Here is a 22,305-nt window from a genome sequence, read left to right as displayed (position 1 = left end):
TTACTGTCGTTCATCTTTCTGTCGATTCCGGGGTCTGTCGACTCCCGGGTGAACGGTTTGCGCTTCCGGGAAACGGTGTGATCGGAACGGCACGCACGACGATCGTCCGACGGATCCTGCCATTAGGGTGTCCCCTGGAGTTCCAGACGTTAGGAGAACCGTGAGCCGCGTAGTCCAGAAGTTCGGTGGATCGTCCGTCGCCGATGCCGACAGCATCAAACGCGTCGCGAAGCGGGTCATGGCCACCAAACAGTCCGGCAAGGACGTCGTCGTGGTCATCTCCGCCATGGGGGACACCACCGACGATCTGCTGGACCTTGCGCTGCAGGTTTCGCCCATGCCCGCCCCGCGCGAGCTCGACATGCTGATCACCACCGGTGAGCGGCAGAGCGCCGCGCTCCTGGCGATGGCGCTGCACGATCTGGGGGTGACGGCGCGGTCCTATACGGGGTCGCAGGCCGGCGTGATCACCACCGGCAAGCACGGCGACGCCCGCATCATCGACATCACCCCGGGCCGGATCGAGTCCTCGCTGGACAGCGGCGACATCGTGATCGTGGCCGGCTTCCAGGGCGTCTCCCAGGACACCAAGGACGTGACCACGCTGGGTCGCGGCGCCTCCGACACCACGGCGGTCGCCCTGGCCGCGGCGTTGGGCGCGGACTATTGCGAGATCTACACCGACGTCGACGGCATCTTCACCGCCGACCCGCGCATCGCCCCCAAGGCTCGCCAGGTCCCCGAGATCTCCTATGAGGAGATGATGGAGTTGGCCGCATCGGGGGCGAAGGTGCTGCACCTGCGGTGTGTGGAGTACGCACGCCGCGAGAACGTGCCGATCCACGTCCGTTCCTCGTTCTCCGAGCGCCCCGGCACCTGGGTCAAGGACTTGGCCGACATCAAAGCTCCCACCGACAAGGAAGGCAACCCGATGGAACAGCCGCTGATCTCCGGCGTGGCCCACACTCTCAGCGAGGCCCAGATCACCGTGGTCGGCGTGCCCGACCGCGTCGGCGAGGCCGCCCGGATCTTCGACGCGATCGCCGGCGCGGGCATCAACATCGACACGATCGTCCAGAACGTCTCGCGCATCTCCAGCAACCGCACCGACATCTCCTTCACCCTGGCCAAGACCGATGCCCGGTCGGCGATGGAGACGCTGTCCGCGATCAAGGAGCAGGTCGAGTTCCAGGACCTGCTGTTCGATGACCAGATCGGCAAGGTCAGCGTCATCGGCGTGGGCATGAAGTCGCATCCTGGCGTGACCGCCCGCTTCTTCCGTGCGCTCGCGGATGCCGGGGTCAACCTGGGCATGATCTCCACCTCCGAGATCCGCATCTCCGTGGTCGTCGACGCCGGCTCGGTCCAGCAAGCCGTCCAGGCCGCCCACGAGGCGTTCGGTCTGGATGCGGACGGCGAGGCAGTGGTCTACGCGGGCACAGGTCGCTGAACGTGACCGCCAGTGGGCTCGGTGTCACGCTCGCGATCGTCAACCTCCTGTTCCTGGCTGCCCTCATCGGCGTCGGGATCTGGGGACTGGTGAGGACCAGCGGCCGCACCCGCGCGCTCATCGGCGGCGGCGTCGGTGTGCTCGTGGTGGGCCGAATCGTCGGCATGATGCTGCCCGCGCTGTTCAGCGCAGTGGGCACGGGTGGCCAGAGCTCCTTCTTCGTCCTGCAGATGACGCTGAGCGTGGTCACCAACCTGCTCACCCTGTTGGGGATGGCCCTGCTCGTCGGGGCTGCCGTGGCGGCGGTCGCACACCGTTCGCCGAATCCTTATGCCGGCTTCCACAACCCGCCCCCTCCCGGGCCGCAGAGCCACCCCGCCGGACCGCCGTCCGGCGGCTGGCGCTGAGCCGGTCTGATCGTCCCCGCCCCCCATGGACTATCACTATGACCCCCTGCAGGCCGTCTTCGACGGCTGGATCGTGCTGCTCATGGTGGCACTGTTCGTCATCTCCGCGGTGCGCTTGACCGGTCCCCGTCGATCGCTCGTGGCAGGCGGTTTCGGGCTGTGCGCGATCGCCACGATTCTGTGGCTCCCCGCGGTCTCCGGGGTCGTCCTCGCACCTCTGATCAGCGTGCTGGGCGCGGACATGGTGTGGCACGTCCCGACGCTGCCATGGGTTATCGGCATCGTCCTCGTGGCGGTGGGGACCTTCCGGGCCCCGCGGGCGCGCCCAGCGGCAGCGAGCTCCGGCACGCCCGGCAGCGCGTTCCCGCCGCCAGGCACCCCGGGGCCGCCCACCGCGCCGGACGGGCCGACCGCGTCGGGCACAGACTCGGCGTACTCTCCGGAAACCAACCCGAGCGCCCCCGACTTCACTCCGCCACCCGGGCCCCCGACCCGAACGGTCGACAACGGGCGGGAGCGGCCATGACCAGCATCCTGCTCATGACGGCGGTCGGCATCGTCCTCACGCTGCTGGCGCTCGTCGGTCTCGTTCGCCTGCGGGGGCCGGTGCAGCTGATCTTCTGCGTCGGGATGCTGTTCCTCGCCGCAACCTGGTTCATCCCGGTGATCGTGTCGATCCTGCTCCAGTCGGGGATGGAGGCACTGCCCTGGCCGGCCAACGCGATCCTCAACGTGATCCTGCATTCCGCCGGAGGGGGGCTGCTGCTGCTCGCGGCCCTTCAGCGAGGCCGCGGTGAGCGGCAACAGAAAAGCCGCTGACTACCAACCCCACAGCCGCCCCACCGCACAAAAAAATAGCCCGAACCTACAAAACATAGGTTCGAGCTATTCCAATGTCCTGCGACATCACATGGTCGGGGTGACAGGATTTGAACCTGCGACCTCTTCGTCCCGAACGAAGCGCGCTACCAAGCTGCGCCACACCCCGAAGTGCCCTGTCGGACACCGTGTGCCCTCGCTGAGCACCCGATGAATCATAGCGGCATTCGCGTGCGCCACCAAACCCAAATGGTGTGTGGACCAGCGACCGCCCAGCCCGTCAGAACCGGTGATCGCGCGCGACGAGCGTGAGCAGGGAGGCCTCGGGTCGGCACGCGAAGCGATAGGGCGCGAACGGTGACATCCCGAGCCCGGCAGACACGTGCATGGCCGATGTGTGGCCGCCAGCGGTGTGCTGGGACACGCCCTTGACGCGGCGGGTGTCGAGGTCGCAATTGGTAACGAGCGCGCCGTAGCCGGGCACGCACACCTGTCCGCCGTGCGTGTGGCCCGCGAGGATCAGGTCCATCCGGTCCTGCGCGAAAGCGTCCAGGAGCCGCAGATAGGGCGCGTGCGTGACGGCGATGTTGATGAGCGCGTCATCGGGTGGTCCGGCCACCAAGTCGTACTGGTCACGCTGCAGGTGGCCGTCATCGGTGCCGCGGAATGCGAAGGGTGAACCGTCGATCGAGAGCGTTGCCCGGCGGTGGGTCAGGTCGGTCCAGCCGGCCCTGTCGAAGTGTTCCCCAAGAGTCCGCCAGGGGAGTTCCCGTTCCGGATGGTCTTCGGGCTGGTCGGGCCGGCTCGGACCGTTGAAATAGCTGAGGGGGTTCTTGAGGATCGGGTTGAGATAGTCGTTCGAGCCCCACACATAAACCCCGGGCAGGTCCAGCAGGCGTCCATAGGCCTTGAGGACCCAGGGCCAGGCCTTGCGGTGCGAGTGGTTGTCCCCGGTGTTGACGACCAGGTCGGGCTGCAGATCGGCCAAGCCCTGCACCCAAGCCACCTTCGAGTGCTGACGGGGGAGCAGGTGCAGGTCGGACAGGTGCAGCACGCGCACGGGATCGGCGCCGCGGGGCAGCACCGGCAGGGTGAAACGTCGCAGGGCGAAATTGCGCGCCTCGACCAAGGCGCCATAGGCGACGCAACCGATCCCTGCGACGGCGGTGGTCGTCAGGAGACGCTTCAGCACCCGTCAGCCCGGCTCTTCATCCTGGCCCTCGTCGCTCTGTCCGGGTGGCTGCCCGCCCTGGCCGGTGGGTTCGCCACCCTGAGCGCCCGGCGGATTCCCGTCGGGATTCTCGCTGGGCGCGGGCTCGCCGGGCTGGGTCGGTTCCTGAGTCGGCTCCGTGGCTTGCGTGGTGGTCGGCGAGGGCTGCGGCGCCGGACCGGACGAATAGACGAGATAGATCATCGTGCCCATCGGCGCGGTGCCGGTGCGGCTGATGCCGAGGTACGCTCCCCGGGGGCTGCTGCTGGTCCGCGTGGTCCGACCCACGGAGAAACCGGCGTCCTCCAGCGCCGCCTTGGCGGCCTCGGGGCTCATGCCCCGCACGTTCGGGATCTGCACCGCGCGGCCTTCGGTGACGTCGCTGCCGGGTGCGGTGAACTTCGTCTTGGGCTTGCCGCGGAGTGCGGCCGCCATCGACGGACGATAGATGTCCTGGCCGGCGTCACCGCCGCCGGACCCGGACATGTAGTAGCGGGAGCTCGGCAGGCGCAGGCCCTTCAGCGTGGGCCGGTTGCGGTTCTCCCAGAACGGGTTGGTCTTGTCGATCGCGATCATGGCGACACCGGCAACCTCGGGGGTATAGCCCGCAAACCACACGGCCTGGTTGCCGTCGGTGGTTCCGGTCTTGCCTGCCTGCGGGTAGCCGCCGGGAATGGTGGCGGGCCGACCGGTGCCGCTCATGACGTTCGACAGCAGCCGGTTCATGCCATCGGCGACCGATGGCTCCATCACCTGACGACAGTTCGCATCCGGCACCTTGATCTCGTTGCCGTCCTTGTCGATGATCCGCTTGAGGATGATCGGCTCACAGTGCACACCGCGGGCGGCGAACGTGGCATAGGCCTCGGTCAGCGACAGGGGCGCGATCTCGGCAGCACCCAGGATGAAGGCCGGCTTGTCGTTGAACTGCTCGACGATGTCACCCTTCGAACCGAGCTTCACCCCGGTCTTCTGCGCCATCTTGGTCGTCTCGCAGCCGCCGACATCGCGGATCAGCTGGGCGAAATAGGTGTTGACCGACATCGACATGGCACGCGACATGTCCATCTGGCCGTGGACACCGGTCGAGTTGCTCACCTTCCAAGAGCGCTGGACCTGACGTCCCTGACACGTCTTGAAGCGCTGGCCGCCGAACTCCATGGTCGATGCGGCGTTGTAGCTCTTGCTCAGCGGCATCCCGGCCTCAAGGGCTGCTGCGGCCCCGAAGGCCTTGAAGGTGGAGCCCGCCTGATATCCCTCGGCGCCGCCCATGTCGTTGTCACTGAGGGAGCCGCCGACGGCGTAGTTGTAGTAGGTCTCACCCGCAGCCGCGTTGTCGCCCATGACCGGACGGTTCTGGGCCATGGCCAGGATCAGGCCGGTGCCCGGCTGGATCATCGTCATCGTGGAAATGACCGGGTCCTGCGGGTCGAGGTTCCTGTCGATGGCGGCCTGCGCCGCATCCTGGGTGGACGGGGCGATCTCGGTCTCGATCGTCAGGCCGCCCCGCTTGAGCGTGTTGAGGCGCTCATCCGGCGTGTTGCCCAGCGCCGGCATCTTTTCCAGCGTGCGCTTCACATAGTCACAGAGGAATGGATAGCGGGTCCCGACGCAGCCGTTCGGGAAGCTCTGCACTTTGCCCGGGTCCCAACCGACCGCCTTCGCGTCCGCGGCGTCCTGGGTGCTGATGATCTCGAGCTCGGCCATGCGGTTGAGCACGACATTGCGGCGATCCAGCGCGATCCGGGTGTTGCGCACGGGGTCGGTGGCCGCCGGGTTCTGCACCAGTCCCGCCAGCAACGCAGCCTGATCGAGCGTCAGATCCTTGGCGGAGGTGTTGAAGTAGTGATGTGCGGCGGACTGGACGCCGTAGGCGCCGTCGCCGTAGTAGGCGATATTCAGATAGCGCTCGAGGATCTCGTCCTTCGTGAGGCGCTTCTCGAGTGCGATCGCGAACCGCAGTTCCTGGATCTTTCGGCTCAGCGTGCGTTCCTGCGCGCTCTGGATGCCGGCATCGTCGCCGCGGATCTTGGCCGATTCGATCTGGACCATCTTGACGTACTGCTGAGTCAGGCTCGACCCGCCCTGGGTCCCGGCGGCGCTGGAAGTGTTGCGCACCAGCGCGCGAAGGGTGGCTCGCACATCGAGCGCGCCGTGTTCATAGAACCGGTGGTCCTCGATGGCGACCTGAGCCTTGGCCATGATCGGGGCTATCTCGGACAATGGCCGATAGACCCGGTTCTCCTCCCAGAACGTCGCCAGCACCTCGCCGTTCGCCAGGAGCACGCGCGAGCGTTCCGACTGGGGTGGCGTCTCGAGCTCGGCCGGCATGTGCTCCATGCCGGTGGACACCGCGTTCGTGGCTGCGCCGGCCATGCCTGCGACCGGGATGAAAAGACCCGCGACCAAGACGCCGGCGACGACGCTCACCACGACGAACATGATGGCGCGATAGACAAGGCGCCCGGTGTGCGCGGGAGTTTTGGCCATGGCCGCCAGCGTACGCGACCGCGTCGGCGCCCGGAAAATCCCGTGCCGACAGCGCTGGAAGCGTTTGGAGGCTATCCGATCCGAGGTCCAGGCGGCTCTGCCAGGGGACCGGGAATCGCGCCAGCACGCGGAATTCCGGGGGTGAAAAGGGCCGAACGGGTCATTTTACCCGTCAGTAGCGTGAGATAGGCCTCAAAGGACCCTCAATTACTGGACGTGGAAAGATAGGGCACCTTAGTATTCCAGGTAACTCATCCCTACCCACCCCGTCGCTGCAGCGTCGCACACCACAGGGGGTTCGCAAGTTGACTCTCGCACCATCGGATTGGACCTTGCAGGCACGTTGTCAGGGAACAGCTGACGACCTGTTCGTTGAAGGTGCCCAACAGAAGAAGGCCCGGCTCGTCTGCCGGGGTTGCGCAGTGCGCCCGCACTGCTTGGCCGAAGCTCTTGACAACCGCATTGAGTGGGGCGTCTGGGGCGGCATGACCGAACGTGAACGCCGCTATCTCCTGCGCGTCCGCACGGACGTCGAGTCCTGGGCGTCACTCCTGCTCGGCAAGAAGGGCGCCAACCCGCCGAAGTGACGCCAGGTCGTTGACGTCCTGGGTCTGAGCCGGCACCTCGGCCATCGGAATCCGCGGATTCGTGAGCTTGAACTTCTCGATGAGTTCACGCTCCCGCTCCACCGTCTGCATGCGCCGCGCGTGGCGTGCGAGCGCCAGGCGCTCCAGGCGGTGGGCATCCTCCGCGTCCGCACCCGCGGGCGTGAGTTCCTCCACGAGGGCCGTGGCGCGCGCCGCCGAGACGTCGAGGCTGCTGCCGTGCACGCGATTGATCGCAACGCCGCGCAGTGGCATGCGCTCCTCCCGGAGGCGATCGATGAAGAACGACGCCTCCCGCAGCGCATCGCGCGTCGGGGTCGCCACCACCACGAACCGTGTGTGCGGCGACGACAGGTTGCGCAAGGTCGCCTCCGCGCGCTGCCGAAAGCCGCCGAAGAGCGTCTCGAACGCCGCGACGAAGGTCTGGACGTCCTTCAGCACGGTGGCGCCGAGGATCTTGGTCATGGCGGTCATGACGACGTTGACACCCATGGACATGAGCTTGAACGGGCCCTTGGCAGGCGCCATGAGCATGCGAAGCATCTTGCCGTCGAGCAGATCGCTGAGATGCTCCGGGGCGTCGAGGAAGTCCAGCGCCGAACGTGATGGCGGTGTGTCCACCACGATGAGATCCCAGCGGCCCTCCGTGCGCGCCTCGTCGTGCAGCTGGCCGAGCTTCTCCATGGCCATGTATTCCTGCGTCCCCGAGAACGACGTCGACAGCGCCTGATAAAAGCGGTTGTTGAGGATCTGTTCAGCCTTGGCAGGACTGGCGTGCGCCTCGACGACATCGTCGAACGTGCGCTTCATGTCGAGCATCATCGCGTCGAGGCTGCCGCCCCCCGAGGTGTCGACCCCCACGACCGCGCGAGGGGTGTTGTCCAGTTCGGTCAGGCCGAGCGATTGCGCGAGCCGGCGGGCGGGGTCGATCGTGAGGACGACCACCTTGCGGCCGTGTGTCTCGGCCGCCCGCAGGGCGAGTGCGGCCGAGGTGGTGGTCTTGCCGACGCCGCCGGACCCACAACAGATGAGGATCTGCACCGTCTTGTCGGCGAGCAGTTCGTCCACGTTGGGTTTCGCGACCTGAATGGGCGTACGCGTCATGACTCGTCCTTCCACACCGGGGTGAGCAACTCCGCGAACGCGAAGAGGGAAGCGGTGTCCACCCCGGTCGGATCGCGGGGCACGTCCACCATCGGCAGGTTGAGCTGCTCCAGCTCCGCGCGACACGCGCGCTCGTCCGCGATCCAGGCCGCCTCGGCCGCGAGTTCGCGGCGCAGCGCAGCATTTTCCTCCGCGCTCAGGTCGGTGACCTCGATCGGCAGGTCCTCGGTGGCAGCCCGCGCGATCTCCTCGTCGCTGAACTGCGAATCGCTGACGAGGTTGCAGATCACCGAGGCGACCCGGATCTGCGTCGGTGCGAGGTCGGTGACGGCTTCGATCGTCTCGGTGACGGGCATGTCCTCCAGCAGCGTGACGAGGTGCACCATCGTGGACGGCGAGCGGAACACCCGCCCGATCGATTCGGCCTGCTGGTGGATGGGCCCGACCTTGGCCAACCCGGCGACCGCCTCGTGGACATTGAGGAATCGCGTGATCCGGCCGGTCGGTGGCGCATCGAGCACGACCGCGTCATAGGCATTACCCATGCCTTTCGCGCAGCGCCGGACGGCCTCATAGACCTTGCCGGTGAGAAGGACGTCCCGCAGGCCCGGCGCGATGGAGGTCGCGAAGTCGAACACCCCGAACTTGTCCATGGCCTTCCCGGCCACCCCGAGACGGTAATAGGTGTCGAGGTATTGCTGCAGTGCGGACTGCGCGTCGATCGAGAGCCCGAAGACCTCGCCGCCCTGCGGGGTGCGGCACAGCCGCCGTTCCTCCTGCGGCCCCAGCGACGAGATGCCGAACAGCTCGCTGATCGCGTGGCGGCCCTCGACCTCGCACAGCAGGACGCGTCGGCCCTTGGTGGCAAGGCTGCAGGCGAGCGCAGCCGCCATGGTCGTCTTGCCCGTGCCGCCCTTGCCGCTCACGATGTGCAACATCGACTCGGCATGCTGGTGCGGGTCTGCCCCCGACTTCCCTGTCCGCATGCCGCAAGGCTAGTGGGCCGCCCGGTGGGCGGGAATGGCGGTCGGTGTGCGGGGTCCCCTACGCACTATTGCCTAGCTCATGAAGCAGGCCGGCCCTGTTATCGGTGGGCGGCCCGCTGCTACCGTGACGCGACGAGCAGGCTCGCGCCCGGGAGGTCAACGAGGATCCCGCGAGTGGCCCGCCGAAACGAACCACTGCCGGCTCGTGAGCGGGTCGGCCCCACACAGGAGGCACCCACATGGCCGAGACCACCCGCACCCAAGTGGTCATCGTCGGAGCCGGCCCCGCTGGCTTGATGATTTCCCAGATGCTCGCCAACCGCGGGGTCGAATCCGTGGCGATCGACATCCGCAGTCGTGAAGAGATCGAGAACACCCACCGCGCCGGCATTCTCGAGGCCCAAGCCGTGCAGATGCTGGACGACGAGAACGTGTCGGACCGCTATCGCACCGACGGCTATGAGCACGACGGCACCTATCTCCGCGTCAACGGCGTCAGCCACCACATCAACTTCAAGGAGCTCGTCGGCGCGTCGGTGTGGCTCTATCCGCAGACGGACGTGTTCATCGACCTCGCGAACGCCCGAGAGCGTGACGGCGGTGACGTCCGCTTCGGCGTGTCCGACGTGCAGGTCGTCGACGAATACAGCGACAACCCCGGCGTCCGGTTCGTCGACGCGGACGGCAACGAGCAGGAGGTCCGCGGTGACTTCCTCGTCGGCTCCGACGGCTCCCGTTCGATCTGCCGATTCCTCATCCCCGAGGAGGGCCGGACGCAGTATTTCCGGGAATATCCGTTCGCCTGGTTCGGCATCATGTGCGAGGCGCCGATGAGCGCCGACGAGCTGATCTATGCCACCAACGAGCGTGGCTTCGCGTTGATCTCCCAGCGCACCGAGTCCATCCAGCGGATGTATCTGCAGTGCAACCCCTCCGATGACATGTATTCGTGGTCGGAGGACCAGCTGTGGGAGGAATTCCAGTCGCGCATGGAGGGCCCCGACGGTTTCCAGCTCAAGACGGGACCGATCTTCGAGCGCACCCTGTTGCCGTTCCGCAGCTTCGTCCAGGAGCCGATGCAGCACGGTCGCATCGTGCTGGCCGGCGATGCCGCCCACACGGTTCCGCCGACCGGCGCGCGCGGTCTCAACCTGGCGCTGTCGGACGCGCGTGCGCTGGCGACCCGGCTGGCAGAGGCCGCCAAGGCCAATGACGTCGCCAAGCTGGACGGTTATCAGGAGGCGGCGCTCAAGCGCATCTGGCGGGCCCAGAACTTCTCCTACTGGATGACCCAGATGATGCACAGCATCCCCGACGAGAACCCCTACGACGCCAAGCGCCGTGCCGGTGAGCTCGAGATGGTGCTCGGCCACAAGTCCGGCCAGACCCACCTCGCGGAGGCGTACGCCGGTTGGCCCAACGAGAAGGATGGCCTCTGATCTGCGCCGCCCTGCGCGGACCCGCATCGCACGCACGCCCGTTCGGCTGTCGTTCTCGACGGTCGGCGGGCGTGCGTACGCACAGTGAGCGGGGCGCTATTCACAGCACCAGGCCGGGTTTATAGGGTGGTCCGCATGACCAAGTGGGAATACGTCACCGTGCCGGTCCTCGTGCACGCGACCAAGCAGATTCTGGACAACTGGGGCGCCGACGGCTGGGAGCTCGTCCAGATCGTCCCGGGCATGAACCCGGAGAACCTCGTCGCCTATCTGAAGCGCCCCATCCAGGAGCAGAAATGACCGTCTCGCAGCGGCTGGGTGAGTTGGGCATCAGCCTTCCCGAGGTGGCCAAGCCCCTCGCGGCCTATGTGCCGGCGACTGTCGTCGGCAACCAGGTCTGGACGTCCGGCCAGTTGCCGGTCGTCGCGGGCACGCCAATCCACACGGGAAAGCTCGGAGGTGACGTCAGCCTCGAGCAAGGGGTCGAGTGCGCCCGGACCTGTCTGCTCAACGCGCTCGCGGCGATCGCTCAGGCCGCCGGTGGGGTCGACCGCATCACGCGCATTCTGAAGGTCGTCGTGTTCGTGGCGAGCGTCCCGGAGTTCACCGATCAGCCCAAGGTGGGCAACGGCGCCAGCGAGTTGGTCGGCGAGATCTTCGGTGAAGCCGGCTCCCATGTGCGCAGCGCCGTCGGTGTGAGCGTTCTCCCGCTCGACACGCCGGTGGAAATCGAAGTCATCGCCGAGATCGGCTGATCGGCTGGCAGGCATGCTGACTCCGACTCGTCTGCTCGCGCCCAACCATGGGTCGATGACCCTCCAGGGGACCAACACCTGGGTTGTCACCCCAGGGGACGAGAAGGCGATCGTCATCGACCCCGGCCCGCTCGATCTTGCCCACCGGGATGCGATCGAACAGGCCTGTCCGCTCGGGATCGCCGAGGTGTGGGTCACCCACCGGCACGACGACCACATCGCGTCCGCGCCGGACCTCGGCCACGACTTCGGCGCACCCGTGCGCACCTTCGACCCGAACCTCAGCACCGGGCGTCCGCTCCAAGTGGGGGAGACCCGGGCCATTGGCGACGGGGAACTCGAGATCCTGCATCTCCCCGGTCACACCTCGGACTCGGTCGGGTTCCTGTTCAACCGGCCCGAGCACACCGACCTGCTCACCGGCGACATGATCCTCGGTGAGGGGACCACGGTGATTATGTATCCGGATGGCAACCTCACCGACTATCTCGAGTCCCTGCGGCGGCTGGCGGACCTGGTGGCCGAACGGAACGTGCGGCAACTGCTGCCCGGTCATGGCCCGGTTGTCGATGACCCCGAGGCCTGGATCGCCTTCTATGGGGACCACCGTGCGGAGCGACTGCAGCAGGTGCGGGCAGCGCTCGCGGAGGGCGCCAACACTCCCGATGAGGTCGTCACGTGGGTCTATGGAGACCTGTCCCCCGTGCTGCGCCGAGCCGCCATGGCCTCAACCTTGGCCCAGCTCGACTATTTGAAGGCGACGCCCGGGGAGGGACAGATCAGCGCGCCCGGCGCTCCACGCGTTCCGGATCAAGAATGATCACCGACCGTGGCTCGAGCCGCATCCAGCCTCGGGCCGCGAAGTCGGCGAGCGCTTTGTTCACCGTCTCGCGCGAGGCACCGACGAGCTGAGCGAGCTCTTCCTGGGTCAGCTCGTGATGCACCACGAGGCCCTCGTCGGTCTGCTTCCCGAACCGCGACGCGAGATCGAGCAGCGCCTTAGCGACCCGGCCCGGCACATCCGAGAAGACCAGGTCCGACACCACATCGTTCGCCTTGCGCAAGCGACCGGCCAACTGGCCCAGCAGGCCCTTGGCGACCTCGGGGCGCCCCGCGAGCCACGGCGAGAGGTCGGCGTTGTCAAGGACTCGCAGTCTGCACGCGGTGACGGCCGTCGCCGTTGTCGAGCGCGGTCCCGGGTCGAACAGCGACAGTTCGCCGAACATCTGGCCGGGCCCGAGGATCGCGAGCAGGTTCTCCCGCCCGGAAGCACCGTGGCGGCCCAGCTTGATTTTGCCGTCGATCACGACATAGAGCTGGTTGCCGGAGTCGCCCTCGTGGAACAGCACCTGTCCGCGGGCCAACTGAACCTCGCCCATGGAGGAACTCAGGGCCTGAAAGGCTTCATCATCGAGCCCGCGAAACAGGGGCGCCTGCTTCAGGATCGCCGTTGTCTCCACGCCTTGTCCCTCCCATATGTGACTGCCGACAGGCTAGCGGGACCAATGCACCCAAGGGAATTCCCCGGGCCGCGTCCTGTCGCCCCGCATGATTCTTCGCACGCGTGCGCAGGCCGCATAGGATCGCGTGCATGACCACGCTCGCCCCGGACGTCGCCCCTGGTGACGGTCGGCCTTCCGTCGCCTTGGTCCGCCGCGCGCGGAAGATGAATCGGCTCATGGCGGAGACATACCCGGAGGCCGAGTGCGAGCTGGACTTCACTGATCCTTATCAGCTGTTGATCGCGACGGTCCTGTCGGCGCAGTCGACCGACAAGCGGGTCAATCAGGTCACCCCCATCCTCTTCGCCCGCTATCCCGACGCGGTCGCGATGGCGGGGGCTGATCGGGCGGTGGTCGAGGAGATCGTCCATCCCACCGGCTTCTTCCGGGCCAAGACCGACTCCGTCATCCGGCTCAGCCAGGAGATCGTCGAGCGGTTCGGCGGGGAGGTGCCGCGGCGGCTCAAGGACTTGGTGACTCTGCCCGGTGTGGGCCGCAAGACCGCCAACGTCGTCCTCGGCAACGCCTTCGGCGTGCCCGGCATCACCGTCGACACCCACTTCAAGCGTCTGGTGACCAGGTTCGGCTGGACCACCCAGACCGACCCCGACCGGATCGAAGCCGAGGTTGCCGCGCTGTTCCCCCGCAAGGAGTGGACACAGCTGAGCCACAACATCATCTGGTTCGGACGCCGACGCTGCCACGCGCGCAACCCCGCGTGTGGCGTGTGTCCCCTCGCGCGCCTGTGTCCCGCCTTCGGCGAGGGCCCCACTGATCCGGCCAAGGCCGAGAAGCTGATTCGGGAGCCGAGAGGATGAGGGGGAGTACGCGAGGTCTCGCGGCACTTGCGCTCGCCCTGTCCGTCGCGCTCGCGGGGTGCGGCGGCGCGCAGGTGCAGCAGCGCGCCGGCGGCACCGGCAGCGAAGCCCCCGAAGAACGCGGCGCGGACTCCACCGCCCACGTGCTCGAACAACGGCGCGCAGCGGGCATCGCCGACTGCCCGGCGTCCGATCCCGACGTCCCAGCGCGTGCCGACGGGCTGCCGGACATCACGCTGGACTGCCTGGGCGCCGACTCCCGCGTACGCCTCGCGGGACTGCGGGGCACCCCCCTCGTCATCAACGTCTGGGCCCAGTGGTGCGGACCGTGTCGGGACGAAGCGCCCTATCTCACAGAGGCAGCCGACGCGGCCGGTGACCGCGTGCAGTTCCTGGGGATCGACTATGTCGACCCGCGACCCGAGTTGGCGGTGGAATTCGCCGACCACGCGGGCTGGCGTTATCCCCAGCTCGTCGACCCGGTCAAGGCAATCGCCCCCGACCTGCGGATCATCGGGCCGCCCCAGACCATCCTCGTCGACGCCGACGGCCGGGTCGTCCACCGGCACCCCGGCCCGTTCACCTCGACCGAGCAACTCGGCAATCTCCTCGACACCCACCTGGGGGTGACCCTGTGACCGACGACCCCATCACGCCGGAAGCGCTCAGGCGTCTTGAATGCGGCCTCACCAAACCCGACCTGGGGGCGAAGCTGGTCGCCGAGCGCCCGGGGCTTGGGCAGGCTGCCCGGCAGGCTGCGGTGCTGGCCCTCTTCTCCGTCCACGCGGACGACACGATCCTGACCGTGCTCGAACGCGCCCACAGCCTCCGGCACCACGCGGGCCAGATCGCGTTCCCGGGCGGGGGCGTGGACCCGGGGGACGTGAGCGTCGAAGCTGCTGCCCTCCGCGAGGCCGACGAGGAGATCGGCCTCCGTCGTGACAGCGTGCGGTTGCTCGGCTCGCTGCCCGCCGCCCACGTCGCGGTCTCCGGATTCGACGTCACCACGGTCGTCGGCTGGTGGGTCGATCCGCACGAGGTCTATGCGCGGGATCGTCGGGAGGTCGAGTCCGTCCATCACATCCCCGTCAGCCACCTCGTCGACCCGGCGAACCGTCGGATCGCCCGACATCCGTCCGGTTATCGCGGGCCGGCCTTTGTCGCTGACGACCTGTTCATCTGGGGGCTCACCGCCCACCTCCTCGACGGTCTTCTCGACCTTGCGGGCTGGTCCAAGTCCTGGAACCGGGCCAACCAGGTCGAGATTCCCGCGCGGTTCATGCGCGACCGATCCCGATCGGAACCGGGCACGGACACGGCAACGCATTGAGTTGTGCGGTGACTCCGCGGCCCCTGTGGAAGTGAAAGGATCGGACCGTGACCCCCGGCGCACTGACCAGGCAGACCCGAGCCGCGGCCCTGGCCGCGATGAGCGATGACGAGGGCCTCGATGTCCTCGTGATCGGGGGCGGTGTGACGGGCGCCGGGATCGCGCTGGACGCCACCACCCGCGGTCTGCGGACCGGCATCGTGGAGATGCAGGACTGGGCGGCGGGCACCTCCTCCAGGTCCTCGCGGCTGGTGCACGGGGGTTTGCGGTATTTGTACAACCTCGACTTCGGGCTCGTCGCCGAAGCACTCAGCGAGCGGGGTCTCCTGCTGGAGAAGCTTGCCCCCCACCTCGTCACAGCGCAGCCTTTTCTCTGGCCCCTCAAGACCCCCGTCGTCGAACGCAGCTATTCCGCCGTCGGTGTGGGCCTCTATGACACGCTCGCCCAGGTCGGCTCGCACGGTGCCCGCGTGCCGCTGCAGAAGCACTATTCCCGCTCGCAGGCGCTCGGCCAGTTCCCGGACCTGCGCCCGGATCAGCTGGTCGGCGCGATCCGCTTCTATGACGCCCGCGTCGACGACGCCCGCTTGGTCATCGGCCTGGTGCGGACCGCGGCGCGGTTCGGGGCGTACGCGGCCGCACGGACGCAGGTCGTCTCCCTCGACCGTGACGGTGACCGGGTGATCGGGGCGACGGTGGTCGACCTCGAGACCGGCGACCAACACACGATCCGCGCCAGCCGGGTGATCTCGGCCACGGGCGTCTGGACCGAGGACACCGAGCGGCTCGCGGGAGTGGGGGAGACCGAGGGCCTCAAGGTGCTGGCCAGCAAGGGCATCCACCTCGTGTTCGACAAGAGCCGGATCCGGGGCAACACGGGCCTGTTCCTGCGGACCGAGAAGTCGGTGCTGTTCATCATTCCGTGGCAGCGATACTGGGTCATCGGCACCACCGACACCGTCTGGGAGCCCGACCGGCTGCATCCGGTGGCGACGGCCACGGACATCGATTATGTGCTCGAGCAGGCCAACTCGGTGCTGGCGAGCGACCTCACCCGGGCCGACGTGATCGGCAGCTGGGCCGGGCTGCGGCCACTGCTGCAACCTGCGGACCCCACCGCGTCCACGAAGGTCTCCCGCGAGCACACGGTCAGCGAGCTGGCCCCCGGATTCATCGTGATCGCCGGCGGGAAACTCACCACCTATCGGGCGATGGCCGAGGATGCGGTCGACTTCGCGCTCGGGACCATCGGCGCCAAACAGAACCCGTCGATCACCCACGAGACCCCGCTCGTCGGCGGTTCCGGCGTCGCCGCCGCGCGTGCGGACCTCCAGCGACGCGCGCCCGGGCTGGGATGGGACCAAGCGCGGGTGGAGCATCTGATCGGCCGCTACGGCAGCGAGGCCGGCGAGCTGATCGGGATGATCGAGGAGCAGCCGGATCTCGGTCGGCCGCTGGCTGCAGCGCCTGCGTACCTTCGCGCCGAAGTCGCCTTCGCCGCCCTCCGCGAGGGTGCCCTGCACCTGGAGGACGTCCTGCTCCACCGCATCCGGCTGGCGATGGAGACGCCCGACCGCGGGGTCGCGGCGATGGCCGAGATCTGCGAGGTCGTCGCGCCCATCCTCGGCTGGTCCACGGACGATGTCGTGCGGGAACAGGCCGCCTGGCGGGCCCGGGTCGAGGCTGTGGCGGCCGCGGCGGGGGAGCGGGATGATGCGGCGGCCGCGAGGGTACGCCTCAGCGCCCCCGATCTCGTGCCGCTGGTGGGGCATCGGGACTGACAGACCCATCGCGGGCGCGGGCGCGGACGTGGACCGCACTCCGACTCCGCGGCGAGCCAAGAAACACATCAGCCCCCGACCTTGCGGCCGGGGGCTGATGTGGTGCTGGACTCAGTCGAACATCACTGGGTCGAGCGGGCGATGAGAACCGCCATCTTCGGGTTGTGGCGAGCCACCTGTTCGGCGAGCTCGGCCTTTGCGCGCTGGCCGCCTTCCTCGGTGTTGAGGATGATCAGGTCGGCGTGCAGCTGGTCGGCCAGATCGACGACGGCCTCGCCGCGGCCATAGAGGGTCGCGGTGAGCACCTGGCCGGTGGACGGGATGCCCTCGGTCGTGGTCCGGTCGACATAGTCCTGCAGGTTGGCGACGTGACGGGGGTCGATGACCGCGTCGTTGTCGCTGACCTCGCCCGCGATGACCAGCTCGGGAGCGAGATAGACCAGGTGGACCTTCTTGCCGGTGAGGGACACGAACTCGGACACGCGCTCACGGGTGAGCTCGTTGCCGGTCTCGTCGACGACGACCATGATCGTGTCATAGAGACGCGAACCGGTGACTGCGGGCACATCCGCAGCCGCGGCATGGGCGCCCGTGGAGGGATCGAGCTGCTCGGCGACGGCCTCGACCTTGGGCTTCGGAAGCAGCAGGGTGAGGATCATCGCGAAGAGGGCGATCGCGGCGAGGACATAGAAGATGTTCTCGATGTTGGCGGCGAAGGTGGCGGCCAGGATGCCACCGATGATCGGGCCGAGAACACCGCCGAGTCGGCCGAAGCCGCCGGTCCAGGCCACGCCCGCGGCGCGGACGTTGGTGCGGTAGTAGTTGGCGGCCATCGCATAGATCAGCGACTGGACACCGGAGGTGCCGACACCGACCAGGATGATGGTCAGCCACAGCAGAGCCAGGGTCCCACCGCCAACGGTGGCCGTTTCGCCGGCCTTCTGTGCATCGGCGCTCGGCAGATCGATGCCGGAGACGAGCAGGCCGATGGCGCCGATGGCGAGGACGCCGACGACGAAGCCGATGGCCACGACGCGCTGCGGGCTGAACTTGTCAGCGAAGCGCGAGCCGAACATCGTGCCGGCCATCGCGCCACCGTTGAGGACCAACAGCAGCGCCAGGCTGACGGTCGGGCCGACAACGCCCTGCATGATGCGCGGCACCCAGGTGTTGAGGGTATAGACCAGCAGGAGGCAGGAGGCCGAGATGAGGCCGATGAGCACGGTCGCGACGAAATAGGAGCCGAACAGGCCGGCCCAGCCGGAGCGGGAGTCGCTGGCGCGGGCGGCGGAGTCGGTGCGGACGGGCGGAGCCTCCGGGATCGGCACGCCGGTCTTCTGGGACAGCGCGATGGCCTTGTCCATCTTGCCGCGCGACGCCAGCCAGGCGATCGACTCGGGCATCTTGAAGATGGCGAGCGGGAGGATGGTGACCAGCGGCAGGGCGCCGATGATGAACAGGATCTGGAACGCACGGCGCTGATCGGCGAGGTCGGCGGTCATCGCAGGCAGAACGTTCATGGCGATCAGCGCGGAGACCAGCGAGCCCATGGGAACACCGGTATAGACGAACGCGGTCGCGAGGTTCTTCTTGCCCGGAGGGGCGAACTCGGCGACGATCGCGCCGGTGATGCCGACAAGGGCGCCGACACCAAGGCCGGTGAGGAAGCGCCAGATGCTGAACATCAGGACGGTCGACGACAAGGCGCTGAGCAGCATGCCGATCGAGAACCAGGCCAGCGAGCCCAGGACGACCAGGCGTCGGCCGATGATGTCACCGATGGTGCCGGCGACGAGGGCGCCGATCATGACGCCGATCATGGCGTACGAACCAACGACACCGGCTTCCGGCGCCAGCATCTGACGGCCGAGAACGCCGGTGGATTCGTCGCCCAGCATGAAGCGGGGCAGGACCGCGCCATACACGACAAGGTCATAGCCATCGAAGACGAGGCCCATGAAGGCCAAGCCGATGACCCACCCCACGGTGCTGCGGCGCTTCTTGGTCATTTCTGGACTGTCGTAGTCCATAGCAGGTGGTGCAGCAGTTGCCTGCGACATTGTGCCTCCTTGCACTTTCTGTGTTGGCCCCGGAACTTTCCCCGAGTGATCGCTCCTAGGGTGCCAGGTGTCTTTGGCTAGGGCATCCGGACAATTGCCTAGCGGGCACCCCGGATGTCTTGAACATGTTGCGACAAAGCGCCTCCCACAGCGCCTTACGCCGGGAATGTCTCGAATTCCCCCCGCGGCTCGTAGTTTGCCGCCGTTCCGGTGGACGGCACAAGGAGGCGCTGGGCATTGTCCCAAACCGAGACGCATTCGTTGTGGACCTGATTCAGGAGACTGTTTCCCCTAGTGGTATAGGTGTGGAAGGCTCAGGGCCATGGAGGGCGTGCTCATCCGTCAGGCCGGTGGCGCCGACGCGCTGCTGGTGGCGGCGCTGACCCTCCAGGCCGCCCGTGCAGAGGGTCTTACTCCCGTGCCCGGCTTCCTTGACCGCTTCGCCGACGCATGGCTCGGTGCCCGGGAGTTCCATCCCGCCTGGTGGGCCGAGGCCGATGGCTCGCACGCCGGGCTCCTGGTCACGACCTGGTTCCGGCCGCTGCCCTGGCCGGGGCGCACGCGCGGGGGCACCCTCCGCACCGAGCGGCTGTTCGTGCGGGCGGACTGCCCGCGCGCACCCATTGAGACAGCACTGCGCGCAGCCGCCCGGGAATGGGCGACCGCGCGCGGGGTGGAGGAAGTTCTGCTCGACTGAAACCGGGCGATCAACGTTCCAGGCTCACGGGCCTGGACCAGTCGATGCCACGGAGCGCGACCAGACCGGCGGCGGCGAACACTAGGCCCAGGCCAACCCAGGCAGTGGGATCGCTGGTGTTCACACCGGTGAGGGTGGTGATCAGGTTGCCGACGTGGAACCCGGCATGGATGCCGACGGCGGGCCACAGCGAGCGCAATCGGAGCGCCAGCACGCCGGCGAGGAAACCGAAGCCGGTGGGCGTCGCGAGATAGACAAAGCGCTCGGCCAGGTTTGCCTGGCCGCCGGTGGAAACAACGTGGATGACGCCGAAGAACACGGTGCTCACCACGAGGGCCAGCCGCGGACGCTCGCGCAGGGTCTGCATCAGATAGCCACGGAACAGCAGCTCCTCGGGAATGCCCTGCAGCAAGAACGCCTGGGCCAGCCGCGTGGCGATCGTGACGGCGACGGCGGCGACCCCGAGTTCCGCCCAGGGCACCTCCACCCGCTCGAGGTGGCCGAGCGCGGCGAGGAGTTGGGTGGTGGAGACGACGATCAGGGCGGCGAGGCCGACCCCGGCGCCGAGCAGCCAGCCGCTCGAACGGGTCCACCGCCACCCGGTCTCGCGCATCGGCCGCCGGTCGACCAGGCGCATCAACGCCATGGTGACCAGCACGGCGAGGATGCACACGATTGCGCACATCGCGATGTTGATCAGCGCTGCGCGCGTGGTGTTCTCGGCCATCATGGCGCCGAGCGGCGTGACGGAAATGCCGATCATCGGCACATAGAGAGCGATCAGCAGAGCCGGCAGGCACAGCAGCACCCGCAGCGGCCACGGCAGTCGCGGTCGGTCGGCGGAGGTCCGGCCGGTGTGAGGGGAAACCTGTTGGGTGCTCATGAGTCCACCGTGCCGGATTCGCCCGACCGCTCCCAGGGCCCGCGGTCATGACCTGGCGCACGACCCATGACCTTCGTCATGGGGTGGGTGGAGCGCGGGCGGCCTACGATCAGCACATGTTGACGACGCGACGCGCCCGGATCCTCGTCGATGTATTCGTGGGTCTGCAAGTGCTGCTCACGCTGGTGTCCGCCGTCATCGTGGCGGCGGAGGGCATGTGGCGCGAGGTGGGCCTCGGTCTGGCCGGCACCGTTGTGGTGATCGTGGCCTGGGTCAGTTACCGCCGAGGGCGGTCGCGGGTGGCTCCGCCGCTGCTGCTCGTCGGCGCGTTCGGCACGGCTTTCACCGACACCGGCGTCGTCAGCGTCGGTTTTATGATGCTGGCACTGGCGATCATGGTGCTGGAGGTTGGTCTGCGCGCGGGGCTGTGGGCCGCGGGGGCCGTGGTGGTCGGGCTTGCGGCCTTGACCTGGTCCGTCCGGGAGAGCTGGGCGGCGGTGTTGTTCCAGACGATCGGCAACGTCGTCGTCATGACCCTCGGCCTCATCGTGGGGCTGACCCTGCGCCAGATTCGCGCCGAGCAGGTGGAGAACCAGCGGTTGCTGCGGGAACTGCGGGCGGCGATCGACACGGAGAAGGAGCTGATGCTGGCCGATGAGCGGGCACGGTCTGCGCGCGAACTGCACGACGGCCTGGGCCACCGGTTGACGTTGATTTCGATGAGTCTGGAGTACGCCCGCCGCGTCCGTGGTCGCGACGACGCCCAGGCGTGGTCCGAGGTCGAGAACGCACAGGTCGAGGCGAAGGATGCGCTGGCGTACATGCGGCGCTGGGTCCGCGCCCTGAACCCGCCCCGCGAACCCAACCTCGAGGGGATCGCTGCGCTGGAGGCCATCGCGGACAGTTTCCGCGGGACCGGCCTGACCGTCCGGGTTGCCCAGAACGGGGACGAGCAGCAGTTGGGCAAGGATGCATCGCTGTTTGCGTACCGGCTCGTCCAGGAAGGCCTCACCAACGTCCTGCGGCATTCGGCGGCCGACCAGGTGGCGATCACCGTCAACTGGCGCGAGGGGCGGATGGAGATCGAATTGCGGGACAACGGTGGAGCTGTGGGGGAGGGTACGCCGGAGTCCCCGCCCCCCGGCCAGGCCGCCGACGGCGGGTTCGGGCTGCGGTCGCTGTCGGAGCGCGCCCGCGAGCTCGGCGGCTCTTTCGAGGTGAAACGGGACGACGACGGGGTCGTGTTGCAGGGCTCGATCCCGGTGGGGAGCGGAGTGTGAACGGCCAGCGCCAGCCCAATATGTCCAGTTCGGAGGTGATCCGCCTGCTCGTGGTGGACGACCAGCAACTGTTGCGGCGGGGGCTGCGGATGCTGCTGGAGACCGAGGATGACTTGGTGGTCGTGGGCGAGGCCGCGGACGGACGGGAGGCGCTGGCGGTCCTGCCGCGTTGTGCCCCGGACGTGGTGCTGACGGATGCCCGGATGCCTGGGATGGACGGGTTGGAGCTCACCAGGGCGGTGGTCGCGGATCATCCGGGGACGGCCGTCATGGTCCTCACTACTTTTGATGACGAGGCCATCGTCCGGGGCTCGCTGGGCGCCGGTGCATCGGGGTTCCTGCTGAAGGACGTCTCGACCGACCGGCTTGCCGAAGCGATTCGCGCGGTCGCCGAGGGCGGGATGGTCATCGACCCGCGCGTGGCGCGGATCGCTCTGACATCGGAAGCAGCCGATGTGGAGGACCCACTCGCGATGCTGACCAGGACCGAACGTCTGGTTGCCGAGCGGGTGGCGCGCGGGTTGACCAACTCGGAGATCGCTGCCGAGCTCGTGATTGCCGAGGGCACGGTCAAGAACCACGTGTCGAGCCTGCTGCGCAAACTCGGCCAGCGCGACCGCACCGGCTTGGCCTTGGCGCTCTATCGAGCGCTGTCCGGCGAGTGAGGCCCGTCCGTGGCGCCGTGGATT

At 67.8% G+C, this 22,305-nt stretch carries 23 protein-coding genes and 1 tRNA gene; 16 read left to right on the top strand and 8 right to left on the bottom strand.

What is annotated here, in order from left to right; translation table 11 throughout:
- Positions 1 to 160: 160 nt before the first annotated feature.
- From ACQ260_RS07320 to ACQ260_RS07305, 4 genes are read left to right on the top strand one after another with little or no spacing between them, the layout of a single operon-like run.
- Positions 161 to 1,450, top strand: coding sequence for an aspartate kinase (locus tag ACQ260_RS07320; RefSeq protein WP_432558761.1), 1,290 nt, complete (start codon positions 161 to 163; stop codon positions 1,448 to 1,450).
- A gap of 2 nt (positions 1,451 to 1,452) precedes the next feature.
- Positions 1,453 to 1,857: a hypothetical protein gene (locus ACQ260_RS07315; protein WP_432558760.1), complete on the top strand. Its 405-nt coding sequence runs from the start codon at positions 1,453 to 1,455 to the stop codon at positions 1,855 to 1,857.
- 25 nt (positions 1,858 to 1,882) lie between these two features.
- Complete coding sequence (locus tag ACQ260_RS07310) at positions 1,883 to 2,383, top strand: hypothetical protein (RefSeq protein WP_432558759.1); 501 nt, start codon at positions 1,883 to 1,885, stop codon at positions 2,381 to 2,383.
- Positions 2,380 to 2,676, top strand: coding sequence for a hypothetical protein (locus ACQ260_RS07305; RefSeq protein ID WP_432558758.1), 297 nt, complete (start codon positions 2,380 to 2,382; stop codon positions 2,674 to 2,676). The genes ACQ260_RS07310 and ACQ260_RS07305 overlap by 4 nt, the downstream gene beginning before the upstream one ends.
- Before the next feature lie 92 nt (positions 2,677 to 2,768).
- On the opposite strand, the gene ACQ260_RS07300 is transcribed toward ACQ260_RS07305, so the two are convergent.
- The 3 genes from ACQ260_RS07300 to ACQ260_RS07290 form a co-directional block, all read right to left on the bottom strand.
- Positions 2,769 to 2,845 (bottom strand) — tRNA-Pro (locus ACQ260_RS07300).
- Between the two features lie 111 nt (positions 2,846 to 2,956).
- Positions 2,957 to 3,868 carry a metallophosphoesterase gene (locus ACQ260_RS07295; protein ID WP_432558757.1) on the bottom strand — a complete coding sequence of 304 codons (912 nt, stop codon included), beginning with the start codon at positions 3,866 to 3,868 and terminating at the stop codon, positions 2,957 to 2,959.
- Between the two features lie 3 nt (positions 3,869 to 3,871).
- Positions 3,872 to 6,376, bottom strand: coding sequence for a transglycosylase domain-containing protein (locus ACQ260_RS07290; RefSeq protein WP_432558756.1), 2,505 nt, complete (start codon positions 6,374 to 6,376; stop codon positions 3,872 to 3,874).
- Positions 6,377 to 6,681: 305 nt separating this feature from the next.
- Here ACQ260_RS07290 and ACQ260_RS07285 point away from each other — a divergent pair, with 305 nt between their 5' ends.
- On the top strand, positions 6,682 to 6,963 hold the full coding sequence (locus ACQ260_RS07285; RefSeq protein ID WP_432558755.1) for a WhiB family transcriptional regulator: 282 nt from the start codon (positions 6,682 to 6,684) through the stop codon (positions 6,961 to 6,963).
- Here ACQ260_RS07285 and bagB read toward each other — a convergent pair.
- On the bottom strand, positions 6,922 to 8,085 hold the full coding sequence (gene bagB, locus ACQ260_RS07280; RefSeq protein ID WP_432558754.1) for an ArsA family ATPase: 1,164 nt from the start codon (positions 8,083 to 8,085) through the stop codon (positions 6,922 to 6,924). The genes ACQ260_RS07285 and bagB overlap by 42 nt on opposite strands.
- Positions 8,082 to 9,071, bottom strand: coding sequence for an ATPase BagA (gene bagA / locus ACQ260_RS07275; protein ID WP_432558753.1), 990 nt, complete (start codon positions 9,069 to 9,071; stop codon positions 8,082 to 8,084). The genes bagB and bagA overlap by 4 nt, the downstream gene beginning before the upstream one ends.
- 239 nt (positions 9,072 to 9,310) lie before the next feature.
- Here bagA and ACQ260_RS07270 point away from each other — a divergent pair, with 239 nt between their 5' ends.
- From ACQ260_RS07270 to ACQ260_RS07255, 4 genes are all read left to right on the top strand, one after another.
- Positions 9,311 to 10,510: a 4-hydroxybenzoate 3-monooxygenase gene (locus ACQ260_RS07270; protein WP_432558752.1), complete on the top strand. Its 1,200-nt coding sequence runs from the start codon at positions 9,311 to 9,313 to the stop codon at positions 10,508 to 10,510.
- A gap of 135 nt (positions 10,511 to 10,645) precedes the next feature.
- Positions 10,646 to 10,810 (top strand): Sp36 family protein, encoded by a 165-nt coding sequence (gene sp36 / locus ACQ260_RS07265; RefSeq protein WP_502219704.1) that lies wholly within the window; start codon positions 10,646 to 10,648, stop codon positions 10,808 to 10,810.
- Positions 10,807 to 11,265: a RidA family protein gene (locus ACQ260_RS07260; protein WP_432558750.1), complete on the top strand. Its 459-nt coding sequence runs from the start codon at positions 10,807 to 10,809 to the stop codon at positions 11,263 to 11,265. Before sp36 ends, ACQ260_RS07260 begins: the two co-directional genes overlap by 4 nt.
- Positions 11,266 to 11,278: 13 nt before the next feature.
- The gene (locus tag ACQ260_RS07255) at positions 11,279 to 12,085 is read left to right on the top strand and encodes an MBL fold metallo-hydrolase (protein WP_432558749.1); all 807 of its coding nucleotides are present in this window, start codon (positions 11,279 to 11,281) and stop codon (positions 12,083 to 12,085) included.
- Here the strand turns inward: ACQ260_RS07255 and ACQ260_RS07250 are convergent.
- Positions 12,045 to 12,725 carry a Crp/Fnr family transcriptional regulator gene (locus ACQ260_RS07250; RefSeq protein WP_432558748.1) on the bottom strand — a complete coding sequence of 227 codons (681 nt, stop codon included), beginning with the start codon at positions 12,723 to 12,725 and terminating at the stop codon, positions 12,045 to 12,047. The genes ACQ260_RS07255 and ACQ260_RS07250 overlap by 41 nt on opposite strands.
- A gap of 131 nt (positions 12,726 to 12,856) precedes the next feature.
- Here ACQ260_RS07250 and nth point away from each other — a divergent pair, with 131 nt between their 5' ends.
- The 4 genes from nth (at position 12,857) to ACQ260_RS07230 (ending at position 16,696) form a co-directional block, all read left to right on the top strand.
- Entirely contained in the window at positions 12,857 to 13,585 is a 729-nt protein-coding gene (nth, locus tag ACQ260_RS07245) for an endonuclease III (protein WP_432558747.1), read from the top strand.
- Entirely contained in the window at positions 13,582 to 14,223 is a 642-nt protein-coding gene (locus ACQ260_RS07240) for a TlpA family protein disulfide reductase (RefSeq protein ID WP_432558746.1), read from the top strand. The genes nth and ACQ260_RS07240 overlap by 4 nt, the downstream gene beginning before the upstream one ends.
- A 122-nt stretch (positions 14,224 to 14,345) precedes the next feature.
- Positions 14,346 to 14,915, top strand: a complete 570-nt coding sequence (locus tag ACQ260_RS07235) for an NUDIX hydrolase (protein ID WP_432558856.1) — start codon at positions 14,346 to 14,348, stop codon at positions 14,913 to 14,915.
- Between the two features lie 47 nt (positions 14,916 to 14,962).
- A complete protein-coding gene (locus ACQ260_RS07230; protein ID WP_432558745.1) occupies positions 14,963 to 16,696 on the top strand; it encodes a glycerol-3-phosphate dehydrogenase/oxidase in 1,734 nt (577 codons plus the stop codon).
- A 122-nt stretch (positions 16,697 to 16,818) separates the two neighbouring features.
- On the opposite strand, the gene ACQ260_RS07225 is transcribed toward ACQ260_RS07230, so the two are convergent.
- Positions 16,819 to 18,705 (bottom strand): MFS transporter, encoded by a 1,887-nt coding sequence (locus ACQ260_RS07225; protein ID WP_432558744.1) that lies wholly within the window; start codon positions 18,703 to 18,705, stop codon positions 16,819 to 16,821.
- A gap of 373 nt (positions 18,706 to 19,078) precedes the next feature.
- On the opposite strand from ACQ260_RS07225, the gene ACQ260_RS07220 reads away from it, so the two are divergent.
- A complete protein-coding gene (locus ACQ260_RS07220; protein WP_432558743.1) occupies positions 19,079 to 19,453 on the top strand; it encodes a hypothetical protein in 375 nt (124 codons plus the stop codon).
- A gap of 10 nt (positions 19,454 to 19,463) precedes the next feature.
- Here ACQ260_RS07220 and ACQ260_RS07215 read toward each other — a convergent pair whose 3' ends face one another.
- Positions 19,464 to 20,336: a CPBP family intramembrane glutamic endopeptidase gene (locus ACQ260_RS07215; RefSeq protein WP_432558742.1), complete on the bottom strand. Its 873-nt coding sequence runs from the start codon at positions 20,334 to 20,336 to the stop codon at positions 19,464 to 19,466.
- Positions 20,337 to 20,452: 116 nt separating this feature from the next.
- Here ACQ260_RS07215 and ACQ260_RS07210 point away from each other — a divergent pair, with 116 nt between their 5' ends.
- Positions 20,453 to 21,616 carry a sensor histidine kinase gene (locus tag ACQ260_RS07210; RefSeq protein ID WP_432558741.1) on the top strand — a complete coding sequence of 388 codons (1,164 nt, stop codon included), beginning with the start codon at positions 20,453 to 20,455 and terminating at the stop codon, positions 21,614 to 21,616.
- Positions 21,613 to 22,281 carry a response regulator gene (locus ACQ260_RS07205; protein ID WP_432558740.1) on the top strand — a complete coding sequence of 223 codons (669 nt, stop codon included), beginning with the start codon at positions 21,613 to 21,615 and terminating at the stop codon, positions 22,279 to 22,281. Before ACQ260_RS07210 ends, ACQ260_RS07205 begins: the two co-directional genes overlap by 4 nt.
- Positions 22,282 to 22,305 lie beyond the last annotated feature (24 nt).

This window comes from Ammonicoccus luteus (assembly GCF_050880385.1).
Classification (GTDB): domain Bacteria; phylum Actinomycetota; class Actinomycetes; order Propionibacteriales; family Propionibacteriaceae; genus Enemella.
The sequence above is the reverse complement of the archived record's forward strand: the minus strand, read 5'-3'. Positions and strand labels throughout refer to the sequence as shown.